Raw genomic sequence first — 18,556 nt, forward strand, 5'->3', positions numbered from 1 at the left:
GTGACCTCGCCCGACGCCAATGCGTTGCACGCCCATGTCTGGCCCGGATCCGCGACGCGAACTCCCGACGGCGCCGTCGAGATCGGTGGCGCCGACGTCCGTGATCTCGTGGCCGAGCACGGCACGCCCGTCTACCTGCTCGACGAGGCCGACGTACGCCGGCGCGCGGCCGCGTTCCGCGACGCGTTCGCCTCGGCGTTCGAACGGATCGGCACGCGTGCGGACGTCTACTACGCCGGCAAGGCCTTCCTGAGCACCGCTGTCGCGCGCTGGGTGACCGAGGAGGGGCTGCGCGTCGACGTGTGCACCGGCGGTGAGCTCGCGATCGCCCAGCGTGCCGGTGTGCCCGGTCCGCAGATCGGCATGCACGGCAACAACAAGTCGGTGGCCGAGATCGAGGCCGCCGTCGAGCACGGCGTGGGCCGCATCATCGTCGACTCGTTCGAGGAGGTCGACCGGGTCGCCGCGGCCGCCCGCGCGCGTGGCGTCGTGCAGCCGGTCATGATCCGGGTCAAGGCGGGCGTCGAGGCCCACACCCACGAGTTCATCGCGACGGCGCACGAAGACCAGAAGTTCGGGTTCAGCCTCAGCGGCGGTCAGGTCGCCGAAGCGGTCACGGCGGTGCTCGAGCACCCAGATGCGTTGCGGTTGCTCGGTTTTCACTCGCACATCGGCAGTCAGATCTTCGAGTCCGACGGCTTCCGCGTCGCCGCGACGCGACTCATCGCCCTGCAGCTCGAGGTCGCGCGCGAGCACGGCATCACCCTGCCCGAGCTCGACCTGGGCGGCGGGTTCGGCATCGCCTATGTCGCTGACGACCAGCCGCTCGCGCCGGACGACCTCGCCGGCCAGCTCGCCGACATCGTCCAGGCCGCCTGCCGTGAGCAGGGCGTGCCGGTGCCGCACGTCTCGGTCGAGCCCGGTCGTTCGGTGGTCGGCCCGGGAGGTGTGACGGTCTACGAGGTCGGCACGGTCAAGCCGGTGCAGGCCACCGACGACCTCGTCCGCACCTACGTCGCGGTCGACGGCGGTATGAGCGACAACGCCCGTCCGGCGCTCTACGCCGCTGACTACACCTGCGTGGTGGCCGGTCGCACCAGTGCGGCCGAGCCCGTCCCGGCCCGGGTCGTCGGCAAGCACTGCGAGAGCGGCGACATCGTCGTCCGTGACGTGCAGCTGCCCGGCGACGTACGAGCCGGCGACCTCATCGCCGTCCCCGCCACGGGTGCGTACTGCCGCAGCCTCGCGAGCCAGTACAACCACGTGCCCAGGCCGCCGGTGGTGGCTGTGCGCGATGGTGCGTCGCGGGTGATCGTGCGCCGCGAGACCATCGACGACCTGCTCGCACTGGAAGGGGAGTGACCATGTCGAACGACGCACTGCGCATCGCGCTGCTCGGCTGCGGCACCGTCGGCACTGCCGTCGCCCGCCGCCTGGTCGACCACGCCGACGAGTTCGCCTCGCGGGTCGAGCGACCCGTCGAGATCACCGGGGTGGCCGTCCGCGACACGAGCAAGCCGCGACCCGAGTCGGGTCTGGACCCCTCGGTGTTCACGACCGACGCCGAGGCGCTCGTCCGCGACGCCGATGTCGTCGTCGAGCTGATGGGTGGCATCGAGCCGGCCCGCAGCCTGCTGCTCACCGCCATGGAGCACGGCGCCAGCGTCGTCACGGCCAACAAGGCGCTGCTCGGCGAGGACGGCCCGCGTCTGTACGAAACCGCCGCCGAGCACGGCGTCGACCTCTACTACGAGGCCTCGGTCGCCGGCGCGATCCCGCTGCTGCGTCCGCTGCAGGTGTCGCTGGCCGGCGACTCCGTCGAGCGCATCATGGGCATCGTCAACGGCACCACCAACTTCATCCTCGACAAGATGGACCGCACCGGTGAGGCGCTCGACGACGTGCTCGCCGAGGCTCAAGAGCTGGGTTACGCCGAGGCCGACCCCACCGCCGACGTCGAGGGCTACGACGCGCGGGCCAAGGCAGCGATCCTGGCCTCGCTCGCGTTCCACACCCGAGTGGCGGCGCTCGACGTGAGCTGCGAGGGCATCATGTCGATCACGGCCGACGACATCCGCGCCGCGCGCAAGATGGGTTGTGTCGTCAAGCTGCTCGCGATCTGTGAGCGCGTACGCAACGGTCGCGGCGACCAGAGCCTGAGCGTGCGCGTGCACCCGACGCTGGTGCCGCGCTCCCATCCGCTGGCGTCCGTGCACGACGCGTTCAACGCGGTGTTCATCGAGAGCGCGCTCGCCGGTGAGGTCATGTTCTACGGCCAGGGCGCGGGCGGCGACCCGACCGCGTCCGCGGTGCTCGGCGACCTGGTCCAGGCGGCACGCCACAAGGTGACGGGCAGTCGTGGGCCGGGCGAGTCGGCGTACGCCGATCTGCCGATCCTCCCGCTGTCGCAGGCGACGACGCGCTACGCCATCCGCATCGAGGTCCCTGACCGCCCGGGTGTGCTCGCACATGTGACGAATGTCTTTGCAGGACAAGGTGTTTCGATCGAGAGCATGCGTCAGGGAGTTCGTCGCAGCGACGACGGCCTGGCCACGCTGACCATTGCCACGCACGCCGCGACCGACGCGGCTCTGGCTCGGACCGTCGACCAGCTGCGGCTGCTCGACGACGTCAGCACGGTGACCTCCGTGCTGCGCATGGAGGGGATCTGAGATGGCGCACCAGTGGCGCGGAGTGATCAACGAGTACGCCGACCGCATGCCGCTCCTCGCGGGTGCGCCGGTCGTGACCCTGGGTGAGGGTGGCACGCCGCTCATCCACGCCGAGCAGCTCAGTGAGCGGGTCGGCGCCGAGGTGCACATCAAGTACGAAGGCCTCAACCCGACCGGCTCTTTCAAGGACCGTGGCATGACGGCCGCGATCTCGGTGGCCGCCAAGCAGGGTGCGAAGGCCGTCATCTGCGCATCGACCGGCAACACGAGCGCGTCCGCGGCGGCGTACGCCACCAAGGCCGGCATGACCTGTGGCGTGCTCGTGCCCGAGGGCAAGATCGCGATGGGCAAGCTCAGCCAGGCGATCGCCCACGGCGCCACGCTGCTGCAGGTCGACGGCAACTTCGACGACTGCCTCACGCTTGCGCGCAAGCTCGCCGAGGCCTACCCCGTCGAGCTGGTCAACTCGGTCAACCCGGCCCGCATCGAGGGTCAGAAGACCGCGTCGTTCGAGATCGCCGAAGCGCTCGGTGACGCTCCCGACATCCACTGCCTGCCCGTCGGCAACGCCGGCAACATCACGGCGTACTGGAAGGGATACCGCGAATCCCTCGACGCACCAGGCGATCTCACCGCACTGGCCACCAGGACCCCGCGCATGTGGGGCTTCCAGGCTGCGGGCGCGGCCCCCATCGTCCTGGGCCACCCGGTCGACGAGCCCGACACCATCGCCACCGCGATCCGCATCGGCAACCCGGCGTCGTGGGAGCAGGCCGAGGCCGCCCGTGACGAGTCCGGTGGAGTCATCGACGCGGTGACCGACGAGGAGATCCTGCGCGCTCACCGGCTGCTGTCGAGCACCGAGGGCATCTTCGTCGAGCCTGCCTCGGCGTCCAGCGTGGCGGGCCTGCTCAAGATGCACGAGCGGGGCGAGGTGCCGGCCGGTGCGCGCATCGTGTGCACGGTCACCGGGCACGGTCTGAAGGACCCGTCGTGGGCCCTCAAGAACGCCGACGGCAGCGACGTGGAGCCCACCCGGGTGCCGGTCGACGCCGTCACGGCAGCCACCGCGCTCGGCCTGGAGGGCTGAGCAGTGGCGCGGGCCGTGCAGCCCGGCGCCGCCGTCACGGTCACCGTGCCGGCCAGCTCGGCCAACCTCGGCCCGGGGTTCGACTCCGTGGGCCTGGCACTCGACGTCCGCGACGAGGTCAGCGCCGTCGTCCGGGGCGACACCCTCGTGGTGCGCTCGGAGGGTGAGGGCGCCGACGAGGTGCCGCGCGACGAGACCCACCTGGTCCATCGGGCGATGGTCGCGGCCTGGCAGCACCTCGGCGTCGAACCGCCTCGTGGGCTGGAGCTGACGTGTCGCGGGGCGATCCCGCACTCCCGCGGTCTGGGTTCGTCCGCGTCGGCGATCGTCGCGGGTGCGTCGGTGGCGGCGGCGCTCGCGGGCGTCGACCTCGGCGCGCCGGAGGGCCTTGCGCAGGTCAACGACGTCGCCAGCACGCTCGAGGGCCACCCCGACAACGCCTCGGCCAGTGTCTACGGCGGCCTCACCGTCTCTTGGGCAGACGACGTCCAGCCCGACCGGTGGCGTACGACGGCGCTCACGGTCCACGCGGACCTGCGGCCCGTGGTGCTCGTGCCCGAGGACCGGCTCGCCACGCACGAGGCGCGCGCCGCGCTGCCGCCCGAGATCGGGCACGCCGACGCCGCGCGCAACGCGGGTCGCGCCGCGCTGCTGACCCACGCGTTGACCCACGACCCGGCCCTGCTGCTGCCGGCCACCCGTGACTGGCTGCACCAGGAGCAGCGACGGATCGCCTACCCCGTGACGATGGCCATGGTCGACCGGCTACGACGTGCCGGTCACGCCGCCGTGGTGTCCGGTGCCGGCCCGTCGGTGCTGGTGCTCGCCACCGTCTCGACGGCCGACGCCGTGGCAGCGACGGCGCGCGAGCACGCCGGCTGGAACGTGCTGCAACCGCAGATTTCTGCCACGGGAGTTCGGGTCGTTTAGCACGACCGCGGTAGCGGGGTGTAGATTGTGTGGTGCACCACCAGCCCATGGGCGTTGCCCTCGGGCGTCCCGGATCAGCAGGACCCGATCCCGGATCGGTGCGACCTTCTCCTCACGAGCGTGTGACGCTGTCAAGTGACGGCTGTGCGGCCGCGAGGACGTAGCCAGGATCTGACCCTGGCTGGTGAACACCCCAAACCCCGGCGACAGACCGGGTCATGACGAGGGGGAAGGATCCTTCGTGACAGACACCACCGAGGTCGCTGCGCCATCTACTGGCGGCTCGACTCCCCGAGGTGGCCTCAGCGCCCTCAAGCTCGACGAGCTCAAGCAGCTCGCCTCGAGCATGGGCATCAAGGGCACCTCCAAGATGCGCAAGAGCGACCTGGTTGCCGCCATCGGCACCGGTCGTAGCGGGGGTGGCCAGCCGGCCGCCGAGCCCGCCGCGCGTCGTACGCCCCGCCGCGCCACCAGCGCGACGGCGCAGCCCGCCGCTGCCCCGGCCGTAGAGGCGCCGGCGCGCGACACCACCGGCGCGGCGCCGGACGCCGCATCGGGCCCGAAGACCGCAGACGCAGCCCCGAAGTCCGAGGAGACCGCGAGCTCCGGCGACGGCGGTGCGCAGGCGCGTGAGGGCGGTCGCCCGGACCGTCGCGGCGAGGGTGCGGACAACCGCCGCGACAAGCGCCAGGGCGACACCCGTGCGCCGCGTGACGGGGGCCGCGACGACAAGGCTCAGAGCGACACGTCGCAGGGTGACCAGGCTCAGGGCGGCGACGCTCGTCAGCAGGGCAACCGTGACGGCCGCGACAACAACCGTCAGGTCGGCGACCGCGAGGGTCGGGGCAACCGCGACCAGCGCGACGACAACCGTCAGGGTGAGGCCCGCGACGGTGGCGACCGCCAGGGCGGCAACCGCGACAACCGCAAGAACGACGGCGGCAACCGTGACGGCGGCAACCGTGACGGCGGCAACCGCCAGGGCAACAACAACCAGAACCAGAACCGCGGCGGCAACCGCGACGATGACAACGAGCGTCGTGGCCGTCGTCGTCAGCGTGGCCGTGACCGCAAGCGCGGCCGCGGTCGTGGCGAGGACTTCGGCGACATCGACACCCAGGTGCGCGAGGACGACGTCCTCGTGCCGGTGGCCGGCATCCTCGACGTGCTCGACAACTACGCGTTCGTACGCACCAGCGGCTACCTCGCGGGCAGCAACGACGTGTACGTGCCGCTCGGCATGGTCAAGAAGAACGGCATGCGCAAGGGCGACGCCATCACCGGTGCCATCAAGGCGCTGCGTGAGGGTGAGCAGCCGCCGGCGCGCCAGAAGTTCAACGCGCTCGTGCGCGTCGACACCGTCAACGGCCAGACGCCCGACGAGGCGGCCCAGCGTCAGGAGTTCTCCAAGCTGACGCCGCTGTACCCGCAGGAGCGCCTGCGCCTCGAGGACGACCAGAAGAACATCACCAACCGCGTGATCGACCTGGTCGCCCCGATCGGCAAGGGCCAGCGTGGTCTGATCGTCGCCCCGGCCAAGGCCGGCAAGACGCTGGTGATGCAGTCGATCGCCAACGCGATCACGGCCAACAACCCCGAGTGCCACCTGATGGTCGTCCTCGTGGACGAGCGTCCTGAGGAGGTCACCGACTTCCAGCGCTCAGTCAAGGGTGAGGTCATCGCCTCGACGTTCGACCGTCCGGCCTCCGACCACACCGAGGTCGCCGAGCTGGCCATCGAGCGGGCCAAGCGCCTGGTCGAGATGGGCCACGACGTTGTCGTGCTGCTCGACGGCATCACCCGCCTGGGCCGCGCCTACAACCTGGCGGCTCCGGCCAGCGGTCGCATCATGTCCGGTGGTGTCGACAGCGCTGCGCTCTACCCGCCGAAGAAGTTCTTCGGCGCTGCGCGCAACATCGAGAACGGTGGCTCGCTCACCATCCTCGCGACGGCGCTGATCGACTCCGGCTCCAAGATGGACGAGGTCATCTTCGAGGAGTTCAAGGGCACCGGCAACTGGGAGCTGCGCCTGTCGCGTCAGCTCGCCGAGCGCCGCATCTTCCCGGCGGTCGACGTCAACCAGTCGAGCACGCGCCGTGAGGAGATCCTCCTTGCTGCCGACGAGCTGAAGATCATGTGGAAGCTGCGCCGGGTGCTTGCTGCACTGGACTCGCAGCAGGGCATCGAGCTGCTGCTCGACCGGCTGAAGAAGACCAAGAGCAACGTCGAGTTCCTGATGCAGGTGCAGCAGACGTCCTCGATCAAGCTCGACGACGAGGACTGAGCACAACTCGTACGACGTGTGGCGGGGTTCCCTTCGGGGAGCCCCGCCTTCGTCGTGTGCGGCAACCGCTCCTGAGTCCCGCGGAGCCGACGCGTCAGCGTCGGGCGCGGTGGGCGAGCGCGGCGGCGCCGTAGAACGACCAGAAGCCCGAGCGGGGCATGAGCGCGACGCCCCAGGTGGCCAGGCCGGCCAGCATGGGCGCAAGGGCACGCGGTGGCCCGGCCGGTGAGCGCTCGGCGGCACCGGTGAGTCCGGCGAGGGCGAGCGTGGCGATCCCGCAGGTCGCGAACCAGAAGGCTTCAGGGCGAGCGCCGACCGTCGTACCGTCGGAGGTCCGCTCGACGCGGTCGAGCACGCCCTCCCGGACGATCTCGTGGACCTGGTCGCGGTACTTGTGGACGGTGAGGGCGAGGTGTGCGGCACCGATGACGCCCAGGCTGACGGCGGTCCACGGTGTGCGGGCTGGTGAGCGGGTCATGCTCGACGGTATGACGCGGTCCACCCCGGGAGCCTCCCTCGCACAGGGGACTGCGGTCGCTCGCAGGGTGGGCACGACGACGGGCGGCACGTGCTGGAGACGTGCCGCCCGTCGGGTGTGTTGTCTGGGCCGGCGGACCCGGCTCAGGCGCGGTCAGGCCAGGTCGACGTCCGCCGCGCGGACGAACGCGATCCGGTGGCCGAGGCTGATCTGGACGTACTTGTCCTGGCCGACGATGTCGATGTGGTCGTTCGGGGTGTCGAGCGAGAACGTCTTGGCCTTGTAGTAGTCGGTGGGCGGCGCGGCGTCCATGACGTAGTACGCCTGGCCCGCCGGGATCGTGTAGATCAGCGGGCTGACCGCCTGCACGTCGGCCGGGTCGGCGTACGCCGAGGCCTCGGGGTAGCAGCGCCCGTAGACCGGGATGGTGGCCTTCCCTGCCTTGGGGCGAGCCACCTGCACACCGGTGGTGACGGCGTACGCGGTCGGCCGGGAGGCCGGGTTGAGGAACCAGGCCTTGAGCCCGAGGTACCAGATCGCCGTCCAGTCGCCCTGGACCTCGGCGACGACGAACTCGGTGCCGGCCGTGGCGCGGGCGCTGATGTCGGACACCTCGGTCGAGGCCGGCTGGCCCTTCTGGTGCAGGCCGATGTCGTTGACGAGCGCGGCGTCGGCCGCCGGGCTGACGCGCAGGGTCACGAAGTTGGTGTCCTTGCTGCCGCACGACGCCGGGTCGCCCGCCTCACAGCTGGTCACCGGCTGCTTGTTGCCGACGAAGCCCGGCAGGATGCGGACGACGTCGCCGGCCCGGACCGCACGCGACCTGGTGTGCTTGGCCAGCGGCGCCTTGAGCAGGTCGAAGTAGTGCTCCCAGTCCCAGAAGGGGCCCGGGTCCCAGTGCATGCCCGGAATCGTGGGCGTCGTGGTGCCGGGCACCTGGTCGTGGCCGATGATGTGGCCGCGGTCGACGGGGATGGCGTACTTGTCGGCGAGGTAGCGCACCAGCGTGGCCGAGGTGCGGTACATCGGCTCGGAGTACCACGGTGCGCCCTGGGCGGCGAAGCCCTCGTGCTCGAGACCGATCGAGTGCCCGTTGATGTACCAGTTGCCGGCGTGCCAGCCGACGTCCTTGGGCTCCAGGTGCTGGGCGATGTGCCCGTCGGAGGAGCGCAGGCTGTACTGCCACGATACGTACGTCGGGTCCTGGACCAGCTTGAGGACGCCGTCCCAGTAGCCCTCGGTGTCGTGGATGACGATGTGGGTGATCTTGGGGGAGCGGGGGCGGTCGGCGAGGTCGTGGTTGCCGTAGTCGCCGGTGCCGGGGCCGTACTGCTCGTACGGCGCCGGGATCCACTCGACGTCCAGGCCGGCGGGCGCGTCGACCGGGCCGGTGACGTTGCGCTGGGCGGCGGCCTGCGAGGCGCGGCGCGCGAGGGGCGCACGCTGAGCGTCGGGTGAGGCGACCGTGCGCGCCGGCAGCGTCAGGCGGGAGCCGTCCGCGAGCGAGAGCGCTGCCCCGTCGCGGATCGAGCCGAGGGCGTGGTCGGCGAACTCGAGCTGTCCCTGGCTGGTGGGCAGGCCGCTGCCGGTGGCGATCGAGGCGTACCAGGAGGCCGGATCGGTCGAGGTGCCCGTGGGGCGTCCGGCTGCGCGCTGCAACGCTGCGAGCAGCGCGGCGCCGGCGCGGATGTTGGTGGCCGGGTCGGTCCGAACCTGATCGGCAGGCAGACCCGACGCGGCGACGGCCTCGCCGAGGGTGTCGACGGTCTGGGTGCCGGGCTTGTCGGCGCGGTCGCGGGCCTCCTGCGCCGCTGCACCGTCGATCAGGTGCATGGGGCCGTAGCCGAGCGACGCGCTGGGCGTGCCGTCATGGTCCTGCCACCGGGTCTGGGAGTACGACACCGCGGCCAGGACGGACGCGGGGACGCCGTACGCCGACGCGGCCTCGGTGAAGGTCGTGTGCTGATCGACCGTGACGGTCTGGGCGCGGGCCGTGCCTGCGGCGGCGACCGCGGTCGGGACCGCGACGCCGGCGATGAGGAAGTGACGACGAGACAGAGGGGTACCCATGTGTGCCTCCTGCGCGAGGGATGTGTCAGGGGTCTGACAAGGTCTCACCATGCCACTGACTCGGCGGTAATTGTTTACTTTCGGCCGGAGTGCCAGCGGCGTTTCTCAGGGCCGCGGCGGCCCGGCGGCCACGCGCCGACGCAGCTCGTCGACGCCCTCCGGTGTGTCGGGGACGTCCCACCACGACTCGACCCACCAGGTCGCACCGGCGTCGGCCCACGGCTGCGGTGAGCCGTGCACCTCGCCGAACTCGCCGTGGCTGTCACCCTCGACCACCACGTCGTAACCCTCCCACGGCAGGCCCGCCTCGGCGCGCAGGCGGCGCAGCTCGCCGACGATCGTGCGCAGACTGTCCACGGTCAGCCCCGAGCTGCCCTCGGCCCCGCCGGCGTACGCCGGGAAGACTCCCTGCCAGTGCGCGGCGCGCTCCAGCGAGAGCTGTCGACGACGGCCGGGGACGTAGGCGCCGACCGCCCACACCGGTGGGTGCGGGCGCTGCACGCTCGGCGGCGGCCCGCTCGGCTCGACGGGAGAGGTGAGGTCGAGGGAGTAGTGCTCGCCGTCGTACGCGAACGGCTCACCGCTGGTGAGGTGGGCGAACACCTCGAGGCACTCGTCGAGCTTGCGAGCACGGACGCGACGTGACTCCTCACCCTCGAACGTCGTCCAGTTGGAGTTGAGCGCTCCGAGCCCGACACCGAGGGTGACCCGACCGCGGGAGAGCTGGTCGACGGAGGAGACGAGCGAGGCGAGGTCCCACGGCTTGTAGCGTGCGGCGGGCGTGATGACCGTGCCGAGACGGATGCGCTCGGTGCGCACCGCCGCGGCGGCCAGCTGGACCCACGCGTCGCGGCGCCACACGCCTTCCCAGGACAGGACGGCGTCCCACCCGGTGCGCTCGCCGAGCTCGGCCAGCTCGACGAACTCCGTCTCGGACGCGAACGGGACGACGAAGCCGTATCTCATGTGCCCGCACGCTAGATGCGCACCCGACAGCACGCTTGATCGCCGTTGCCGTGCCGGAATATCGCGGGAACGGTTCTCGTTTGGACTGTCGTGCTGCCGATCTGGCAGACTGACCCGCTGGTCACCGGTTCACGTCCCGCTCACGCGATGACGACCCGGAGACACCCCAACAGCTAGGAGAATCCCGTGAAGAAGGACCTTCACCCCGCCTACGGCGAGACCACGGTCACCTGCACCTGTGGCTCGACGTTCACCACCAAGAGCACTGCCGAGAGCGGCCGCATCAGCGTCGAGGTCTGCTCCCAGTGCCACCCGTTCTACACGGGCAAGCAGAAGATCCTCGACACGGGTGGTCGAGTTGCTCGCTTCCAGGAGCGCTACGGCAAGAAGGCTGCCAAGTAGCTCCGCCGCACACCGGCCCTGTCCCTCGGACAGGGCCGGTGTTGTCGTTTCTGTACGACGTGCGGCCGCCGGCCGCGCCTGAGGCAGGGAAGTCCTGATGCTGGAGTCCGCACGTACGATCGTCGACGAGCACGCCGACCTCGAGCGACAGCTCGCCGACCCTGCCGTGCACGCCGACCCGGCCGCGCTGCGGCGCCTCAACAAGCGCTACGCCGCACTCGCGCCGACCGTGGCGGCGTACCACGCCTGGACCGGCGCCCGTGACGACCTGGAGGCCGCGCGTGAGCTCGCGGCCGAGGACCCCTCGTTCGCCGAGGAGGTGCCGGCGCTGGAGCAGACCCTCGCCGCGGCCGAGGAAAAGCTGCGCCGGCTGCTGCTGCCGCGCGACGAGGACGACGACCGCGACGTGATCCTCGAGGTCAAGGCCGGTGAGGGCGGTGAGGAGTCCGCGCTGTTCGCCGGCGACCTCACCCGGATGTACCTGCGCTTCGCCGAGCGTGCCGGCTGGAAGGCCGACATCGTCGATGCGACCGAGTCCGACCTGGGCGGCTACAAGGACGTCCGCGTCGCGATCAAGGCCAAGGGCACGCCCGAGCCGGGCGAGGCGCCGTGGGCCCGGCTGAAGTACGAGGGTGGGGTCCATCGCGTGCAGCGCGTGCCGGTCACCGAGTCGCAGGGCCGTATCCACACCTCGGCGGTCGGAGTCCTCGTCACGCCTGAGCTCGAAGACGTGGATGAGGACGTCGTGATCGGTCCGAACGACCTCAAGATCGACGTCTACCGCTCGTCGGGTCCGGGCGGGCAGTCGGTCAACACCACCGACTCGGCCGTGCGCATCACCCACCTCCCGACGGGTGTCGTGGTCTCCTGCCAGAACGAGAAGTCGCAGCTGCAGAACAAGGAGTCCGCGCTGCGGGTGCTCAAGGCTCGTCTGCGGCAGATCCAGATCGACGAGCGCGAGGCGCAGGCGTCGGCAGCCCGCAAGTCGCAGGTCCGCACGGTCGACCGGTCCGAGCGCATCCGCACCTACAACTTCCCCGAGAACCGCATCGCCGACCACCGCACCGGCTACAAGGCGTACAACCTCGACGCGGTGCTCGACGGCGACCTCGCGCCGGTCGTCGACTCGGCCGTCACGGCCGACGAGGCCGCCCGGATGCAGGCTGTCGCCGATGGTTCCTGAGGCGGCGGCCGTGGTGGACGACGTCGTCGGCTCGACGCATGCCGCGCGCCTCGTGCGCGAGGCCGCTGCATGCCTGACCGACGCCGGCGTCGCCTCGCCCGAGCCCGACGCCGTCGCGATGCTGGCGCATGCGTGGTCGACGAGTCGTTCCGACGTGCGCCAGGCGATGATCCTGCGTCGTACGCCGCCGGCGGCCGTTGCGGACCGCTTCGCATCGATGGTCGAGCAGCGGGCCGGCCGGGTGCCGCTGCAGCACCTCACCGGCACGGCCGCGTTCCGGGGCATCGAGCTGGCGGTCGGACCGGGCGTGTTCGTGCCGCGCCCTGAGACCGAGATGCTCGTCGACCTGGTGCTCGACGGGCTCGGCGAGGGTGCGCTCGTCGTCGACCTGTGCACCGGTTCGGGTGCGATCCCACTCGCCGTCAAGCACGAGCGCCCCGACCTCGACGTGCGCGCCGTCGAGCTCGACCAGCTCGCTCACGCGTGGGCCGACCGCAACCGCAAGCGACTCGGCCTCGACGGCGAGATGCGTTGCGGTGCAGCGCAGCTGGCGTTCCCCGACCTCGTCGGCGAGGTCGACGTCGTCGTCAGCAACCCGCCCTACATCCCGGTCGGCATGGTGCCCATCGACCCCGAGGTCCGTGACCACGACCCCGACATCGCCCTCTACGGCGGCAGCGAGGACGGGTTGCGGATCCCGCTCGAGGTCGCGGCCCGAGCGCACGAGCTGCTGCGACCGGGTGGACTGCTGGTGATGGAACACGCCGATGCACAAGGCGATTCGCTGCCTGCCGCGCTGCGGCGTACGGGCTGGGCAGACGTCCGCGACCACGCCGACCTCGCGGGCCGGCCGCGCGCGGTCACGGCGTCGATGGACTGACCGCGCCCTTCCTGCCCCCGAACACCGCGTGTCCGGCGAGCATCCAATACACATCGACGTCGCCGAAGCCGGCCTCGTCCAGCCAGCGCAGGTGCTCGGTGAGAGCTGCGGGCTGGTGCTCGGGACCGGGGAACTCGAACGGGTTCCACTGCAGTTCCCTGAAGCGACGATGCGCATCCGCGCCTGCGTGCTCGGCGACCCAGGCGTCCCAGGTTCGTGCTGCCAGCGCACGGCCCTGCTGATCGGCCGGCGCCACGAGGTCGGCCATGACCACCCGGCCGCCGGGCGCCAGCAGCTCGAAGAGGTCGCGGTAGAGCTCCTGCTTCTGTGCGTCGTCGAGCAGATGGACGGCCAGCATCGACACGACCGCGATCGGCGCCTGCGGTCGACGCCTCCAGGTCCGGTCGGCGAGGTCGGCATGTTCGGGCACCAGCCGGTCGGCGTACGCCCCGAGTCGGGCGTGCAATCGCTCCAGCATGGGTTTGCTGACATCCGTGGCGACGACGGTGCAGTGCGGGTTGTCCGCGAGCAGCCGGCCGCTCAGGTCGCCGGTGCCCGCGCACAGGTCGATCGCCAGTCCGCCGCCGAGCGGGCCGGCGAGGGCGGCGATCACCGCGATCTGCTCGGCCCGTCCCGGCTCGAACCGGTCGGCGTGGGCGATGAACGAGTGCGAGATGTCGTCGGTCCACGGTGAGATGGGCACGTCGGCCTCCTGTGCGGGGCGTGGCGATGTGCGCCATCATGGCCGACCACTCGCGCCCAGCACCCGGTATTTCCCTCGGTTCCGGTGACGCGGCGCACGTAGGGTCGACGGGGTGAGCGAGCCCGACCGCACCTTCGAGGTGCCCGCAGACCCCTCCCAGCGCCGGCACGTCGTGAGGTCGACCGTGCGGGTGCTGCTCGTCGACGAGCACGAGCGCGTGCTGATGTTCGAGGACAGCGACGCCGGCGTCGGCGCCCGCTGGTGGATCCTGCCCGGCGGTGGCATCGACCCGGGGGAGTCCGACCTGGAGGCTGTCCTGCGCGAGGTCCGGGAGGAGACCGGCCTGTGCCTGCGACCCACCGAGGTCGTCGGGCCGTTGGCGCACCGGCACGTGGTGCACGGCTACAGCGACCAGGTCGTCGACCAGGACGACACGTTCTACGGCGCCCGGGTGGCGGCCTTCGAGGTCAGCACGGAGGGGTTCACGGCCGAGGAGCAGATCACCGTGCTGCAGCACCGCTGGTGGAGCCGCACCGACCTCGCATCCACCGACGAGGAGGTCTGGCCGCTCGTGCTCGACGAGCTGTGGGACCTGCTCGAGGCACCTCCGTCGGCCGTGGTCGAGCTGGCCGACGTCGAGGAGTCCAGCGTCCCTGTGGCCTGATCACGGCGAGCATCAGATGCGGCGTGCCGAGCGCAGTCCGCTGGCGTAGTAGCCCGTGCCGTCCAGGATCGAGGCGCCGGCCACATCGCTCATCGTCGGCCCGTCGACCGTCTTGCGGCTGGACAGGAACCGCTTCTTGCCGGCCGTGTCGACACCGAGGTAGAACGCGCAGTGGTTGATGATGCCGTCGCCGTTGGTGCTGAAGAACAGCAGGTCGCCCGGGAGCAGCGCTCCCAACGCCGTGGGGCGGGTTCCGGTGTCGGGCAGCACCACGGCGCCGGGTGCGAACGCCGCCATGTCGCGTGCGCGTCGAGGCAGCCCCGGCCCGGCGGTGTAGCCGCTCAGCAGCGGGTAGCGCATGCGCCGACCGAGCACCGTGCGTACGAAGCCGGAGCAGTCGATGCAGCCGAGGTAGTCGGCCCGGGCCGTGCGGGTCACGCCGTCGGCGAACGCCCACGACGCCCCGATGTAGTCCTGGATGTCGCCGCCCACCGACCGGCCGTTGTCACCGATCGGACCGTACGACGCGTCCCCGGTGTAGCGAATCCCGTTGCTGTCGTTGATGATCGGGCGACCGGCGGTGTACTCCATCGCCATCGACAGCAGGTCGGGATAGGTGTTCGCGCGCTGCTGGTCCAGCCACGGCGCGACCCACGCCGCGGAGCTGGAGGACGCGGTCCAGGTGTACGGAGCGTGGCGGATCCACGAGGTCTGGTGGACCTGGGCGGTGACCGCCGGCTCTGAGAACGTCCGCGATGCGCCGACGACCGCGACGGAGCGGGCGTTGTCGGTGAACACCGCCACGACCGCGCCGTTGAGATAGGCGATGCTGCGGGCCGGGCCGGAGCGCCGGATGAACTGGTAGGTCGACGCAGCCTTCGGGCGCAGGCCCTTGCGTCCGGGGGCGCGGCTGGTGGCCGCGCTGAGCGAGGCGGCGCCGACCAGTCCTATGGCGGCGCGGCGGGTGGGTTGTCCACTGGGCTGAAGGGCTTCGGGCATGGCGGGCTCCGATCGCGGTCTCGCCCCCGAGCCGGTGAGTGCCCGTCCACGGTGGCACCGTCGACCGGCCGGCGAGAATCCCGAAATGCCCTGTGTTGGTTAAGGACTGGGTCAGGCCTGCTGGCTCTTGGCGCCCTCCGTGTCGACGAGGCCCCGTGCGTGCATCTGACCCTGCGAGGCGCCCGTGTCAGGAGCGGGCGAACCTCAGGGTGACGATCTGGAACGGGCGCAGGTGTACGCCGGTCACGCCGGTCTCGTCGAGCGCCAGTGCTCGGGGCGTGGTCTCGCGCTCGAGGAGGTCGGTCTCGACGACGCGGCTGTGCTCGAACGACGTCGACACTGACGCGGTCGCGCGCGAGCCGTGGGCCTCGTACAGGCGGACGATCACATCGCCCGACCGGTCGGCAGCGAGCTTGACCGCCTCGACGACGACGGCGGGGTGGTCGACGGTGAGCACCGGCTCCGGCACCTGAGAGCCCACGATCCGGCGTACTGGAAGGTTGAGGCGGTAGCCCTCCTCGACGGCATCAGCGACGGTCGCGCCCGGTCGGATGCTGTAGCGCATCCGGTGGGTGCCGGTGTCGGCGTCCGGGTCGGGGAACTGCGGTGCGCGCAGGAGCGAGAGCCGGACCTGGGTGGCGACGCCCGCAGGCGTCGACAGGCGTTGGAAGTCATGCCCGTACGTCGAGTCGTTGGCCACCGCGACGCCGTACCCGGGCTCGCCCACATGCACCCAACGGTGGGCGCAGGTCTCGAAGCGCGCAGCGTCCCAGGAGGTGTTCTGGTGGATGGCGCGGTGGACGTGCCCGAACTGGATCTCCGACGTCGCGCGGTCGGCGTGCACGTCGACCGGGATGGCGACCTTGAGCAACCGCTGCCGCTCGTGCCAGTCGACCTGGACGTCGACCTCGACGGCGGGCGCCTCCCGACTCAACGAGATCCGTTGGGAGACAGTGGATTCGCCGACCGCCCGAGTCACGACCAGCCCGTCTCCGTCGATGCTGACCGAGCTCGTGCCGTCGATGGAGATCTCGTTGCGGCGGTAGTGCTCGTTGACGTCCCAGGCGTCCCACTGGTTGGGGATGTCCTCGAACAGCTGCAGCCTGTTCGCGACCTCGCCGTGGGGGATGAGCTCGCGACCGGCGGATCGGTCGAGCACGGAGGTGAGCTCGCCGCGGCCGTTGACCACGACCGTGAAGTGGCCGTTGCTCAGGGTGTACGAGCCGTCGGCCTCGGTCGGCTCGACGGCAGTCGACGCCGGCTGGGACACCGAGCCGCCGAGCGCCGGGACGCCGTCGCGGGCGTACGGTCCGGCGTTGACGAAGATCGTCGAATCGCCCTTACCAGCAAGGGTTTTCAGCGACCGCTCGATGATCGCCTCGAGCTCGTGCTCTATCTCGGCGTAGTCGCGCTCGGCGTCCTCGTAGACCCAGCTGATCGACGACCCGGGCAGGATGTCGTGGAACTGGTTGAGCAGCACGATCCGCCAGATGCGCCGCAGGTCGTCGTACGGGTAGGCCGCCCCTGCCCGCACCGTCGCGGCGGTCGCCCAGAGCTCGGCCTCGCGCAGCAGGTGCTCGCTGCGGCGGTTGCCGCGCTTGGTGCGTGCCTGCGAGGTGTAGGTGCCCCGGTGGTACTCCAGGTAGAGCTCGCCGGACCAGACCGGCGGGTCGGCGTAGCCGCTCTCGGCGTCCCCGAAGAACGCGCGCGGGCTGGCAATGGTCACCTTGGGGGCGCCCTCCAGGTCGCGCTGACGCTCAGCGGCTGCGACCATCTCGCGCGTCGGACCGCCACCGCCGTCGCCCCAGCCGAAGGGCACGAGCGAGACGTCGCTGCGGCCCTTCTCGCGGAACTGACGCTCGGCGCGGAGCAACTCCTTCGCGGACAGGTCGGAGTTGTAGGTGTCCACCGGAGGGAAGTGGGTGAAGACCTGGGTGCCGTCGATGCCCTCCCACCGGAAGGTGTGGTGCGGCATCGTGTTGGTGTCGTTCCAGGAGATCTTCTGCGTCAGGAAGTACCGCGAACCCGACGCCTTGACCAGCTGGGGCATCGCCGCGGTGTAGCCGAACGAGTCGGGCAGCCACACCTCCTGGGTGTCGATCCCGAAGTGCTCCAGGAAGAAGAGCTTGCCTTCGACGAGCTGTCGCGCGAGCGCCTCGCCGCCGGGCAGGTTGGTGTCGGACTCGACCCACATGCCGCCGACCGGCACGAACTGGCCGGCCCTCGCCTTGTCCTGGATGCGCCCGAACAGCTCGGGGTAGTGCACCCGGATCCACTCCAGCTGCTGCGCCGACGAGCACGCGAACACCAGCTCGGGGTGGTCGTCCATCAGGTCGACGACGTTGGAGAACGTCCGGGCGCACTTGCGCACCGTCTCGCGCGTCGGCCACAGCCAGGCGGAGTCGATGTGCGCGTGCCCGGTCGCGACCACCCGGTGGGCGCTCGCGACGGCGGGGGAGGACAGCGCGGGCTGCAGCGCCTTGCGGCCGGCCGCGGCCGTCGTACCGAGATCACGTGGGTCGACGGCGTCGAGCATCTGGTCCAGGGCCGTCTCGATCGCCGCGACCCGAGGTGAGTTCGGCGGCAGCTCGTCGAGGTAGCCCGCGAGCACCCAGACGTCCTGGGCGAGCTCCCACACCGGCAGGTCGAGCAGGGCGAGGTCGAGGCTGCGGAACTCGTACAGCGGCGCCTGGCCTGCCGTGGCCGGCGAGCCGAGCTGGGTCGGGATGAACCAGCCGTTCTCGGCGATGAACGGGTTGGCGGCCGCCTCGACGTAGAAGTCGATCGTGCGACCGTCGGGGCAGATCCCGTCGAGCGGCACCCATGAGTTGAGCGGCTCGATGCCTTTGATGATCGTGCCGTCGGCGGTGTACGCCGTGGCCTCGGCCTGGAACCCCGGCCCCGCGTCGTTGAAGCCGATGTCGACGACGGCCTCGACCCGAGCGTCCTCACGCTCGGCCCAGCCCTCGGGCAGCGTGCCGGTCACGTGGAACCGGCTGGTTCCCCAGGGGCGGCCCCAGCGCGACTCCTCGCCGGCGCCGGCCACGAACGGCTCGAAGGTCTGAGTCACCGCGTGGGAGAAGGGGACCGGCTCATCGGGTACGTCCCAGCGCGTCAGCCGCAACGGGGTGCGTTCGCGGTAGGACGCGGCCGGGAGGTACTCCTGGCGGAAGCGCTTCAGACGGGACCGGACGAAGCTGCTGTTGTCGTGCATCTGACCTCACTGTCGGCTCCG

At 71.0% G+C, this 18,556-nt stretch carries 15 protein-coding genes; 9 read left to right on the forward strand and 6 right to left on the reverse strand.

Annotated elements, in window-relative coordinates; all coding sequences use genetic code 11:
- The 5 genes from lysA (at window position 1) to rho (ending at window position 6,976) form a co-directional block, all read left to right on the forward strand.
- On the forward strand, window positions 1-1,362 hold the full coding sequence (gene lysA, locus VV01_RS04640) for a diaminopimelate decarboxylase (protein WP_050668872.1): 1,362 nt from the start codon (window positions 1-3) through the stop codon (window positions 1,360-1,362).
- A 2-nt stretch (window positions 1,363-1,364) separates the two neighbouring features.
- A complete protein-coding gene (locus VV01_RS04645; RefSeq protein WP_050668873.1) occupies window positions 1,365-2,672 on the forward strand; it encodes a homoserine dehydrogenase in 1,308 nt (435 codons plus the stop codon).
- 1 nt (window position 2,673) lies between these two features.
- The gene (gene thrC, locus VV01_RS04650) at window positions 2,674-3,762 is read left to right on the forward strand and encodes a threonine synthase (RefSeq protein WP_050668874.1); all 1,089 of its coding nucleotides are present in this window, start codon (window positions 2,674-2,676) and stop codon (window positions 3,760-3,762) included.
- Window positions 3,763-3,765: 3 nt separating this feature from the next.
- A complete protein-coding gene (gene thrB, locus VV01_RS04655; protein WP_050668875.1) occupies window positions 3,766-4,692 on the forward strand; it encodes a homoserine kinase in 927 nt (308 codons plus the stop codon).
- A gap of 241 nt (window positions 4,693-4,933) precedes the next feature.
- A complete protein-coding gene (gene rho, locus VV01_RS04660; protein ID WP_050668876.1) occupies window positions 4,934-6,976 on the forward strand; it encodes a transcription termination factor Rho in 2,043 nt (680 codons plus the stop codon).
- Window positions 6,977-7,070: 94 nt separating this feature from the next.
- Here the strand turns inward: rho and VV01_RS04665 are convergent, their stop codons facing one another.
- The 3 genes from VV01_RS04665 to VV01_RS04675 all read right to left on the reverse strand — a co-directional run bounded on the left by VV01_RS04665 (window position 7,071) and on the right by VV01_RS04675 (window position 10,490).
- Entirely contained in the window at window positions 7,071-7,454 is a 384-nt protein-coding gene (locus VV01_RS04665) for a DUF6463 family protein (RefSeq protein ID WP_050668877.1), read from the reverse strand.
- 153 nt (window positions 7,455-7,607) lie between these two features.
- Window positions 7,608-9,524, reverse strand: coding sequence for an N-acetylmuramoyl-L-alanine amidase (locus tag VV01_RS04670; protein ID WP_071606290.1), 1,917 nt, complete (start codon window positions 9,522-9,524; stop codon window positions 7,608-7,610).
- Window positions 9,525-9,629: 105 nt separating this feature from the next.
- Window positions 9,630-10,490 (reverse strand): LLM class flavin-dependent oxidoreductase, encoded by an 861-nt coding sequence (locus VV01_RS04675; RefSeq protein ID WP_050668878.1) that lies wholly within the window; start codon window positions 10,488-10,490, stop codon window positions 9,630-9,632.
- Window positions 10,491-10,676: 186 nt separating this feature from the next.
- Here VV01_RS04675 and rpmE point away from each other — a divergent pair, with 186 nt between their 5' ends.
- From rpmE to prmC, 3 genes are all read left to right on the forward strand, one after another.
- A complete protein-coding gene (rpmE, locus tag VV01_RS04680) occupies window positions 10,677-10,892 on the forward strand; it encodes a 50S ribosomal protein L31 (protein WP_050668879.1) in 216 nt (71 codons plus the stop codon).
- 97 nt (window positions 10,893-10,989) lie between these two features.
- Window positions 10,990-12,075 (forward strand): peptide chain release factor 1, encoded by a 1,086-nt coding sequence (prfA, locus tag VV01_RS04685; RefSeq protein WP_050668880.1) that lies wholly within the window; start codon window positions 10,990-10,992, stop codon window positions 12,073-12,075.
- Window positions 12,065-12,955, forward strand: coding sequence for a peptide chain release factor N(5)-glutamine methyltransferase (prmC, locus tag VV01_RS04690; RefSeq protein ID WP_082220824.1), 891 nt, complete (start codon window positions 12,065-12,067; stop codon window positions 12,953-12,955). The genes prfA and prmC overlap by 11 nt, the downstream gene beginning before the upstream one ends.
- Here the strand turns inward: prmC and VV01_RS04695 are convergent.
- On the reverse strand, window positions 12,936-13,658 hold the full coding sequence (locus tag VV01_RS04695) for a class I SAM-dependent methyltransferase (RefSeq protein ID WP_050668881.1): 723 nt from the start codon (window positions 13,656-13,658) through the stop codon (window positions 12,936-12,938). The genes prmC and VV01_RS04695 overlap by 20 nt on opposite strands.
- A gap of 112 nt (window positions 13,659-13,770) precedes the next feature.
- On the opposite strand from VV01_RS04695, the gene VV01_RS04700 reads away from it, so the two are divergent.
- The gene (locus tag VV01_RS04700; RefSeq protein ID WP_050668882.1) at window positions 13,771-14,322 is read left to right on the forward strand and encodes an NUDIX hydrolase; all 552 of its coding nucleotides are present in this window, start codon (window positions 13,771-13,773) and stop codon (window positions 14,320-14,322) included.
- Window positions 14,323-14,334: 12 nt separating this feature from the next.
- On the opposite strand, the gene VV01_RS04705 is transcribed toward VV01_RS04700, so the two are convergent.
- Together VV01_RS04705 and VV01_RS04710 are read right to left on the reverse strand one after the other, a co-directional pair.
- On the reverse strand, window positions 14,335-15,321 hold the full coding sequence (locus VV01_RS04705; RefSeq protein WP_050668883.1) for an NlpC/P60 family protein: 987 nt from the start codon (window positions 15,319-15,321) through the stop codon (window positions 14,335-14,337).
- 187 nt (window positions 15,322-15,508) lie between these two features.
- Entirely contained in the window at window positions 15,509-18,535 is a 3,027-nt protein-coding gene (locus VV01_RS04710; RefSeq protein ID WP_050668884.1) for an alpha-mannosidase, read from the reverse strand.
- Window positions 18,536-18,556 lie beyond the last annotated feature (21 nt).

Source organism: Luteipulveratus halotolerans (assembly GCF_001247745.1).
GTDB classification, from domain to species: Bacteria; Actinomycetota; Actinomycetes; order Actinomycetales; family Dermatophilaceae; genus Luteipulveratus; species Luteipulveratus halotolerans.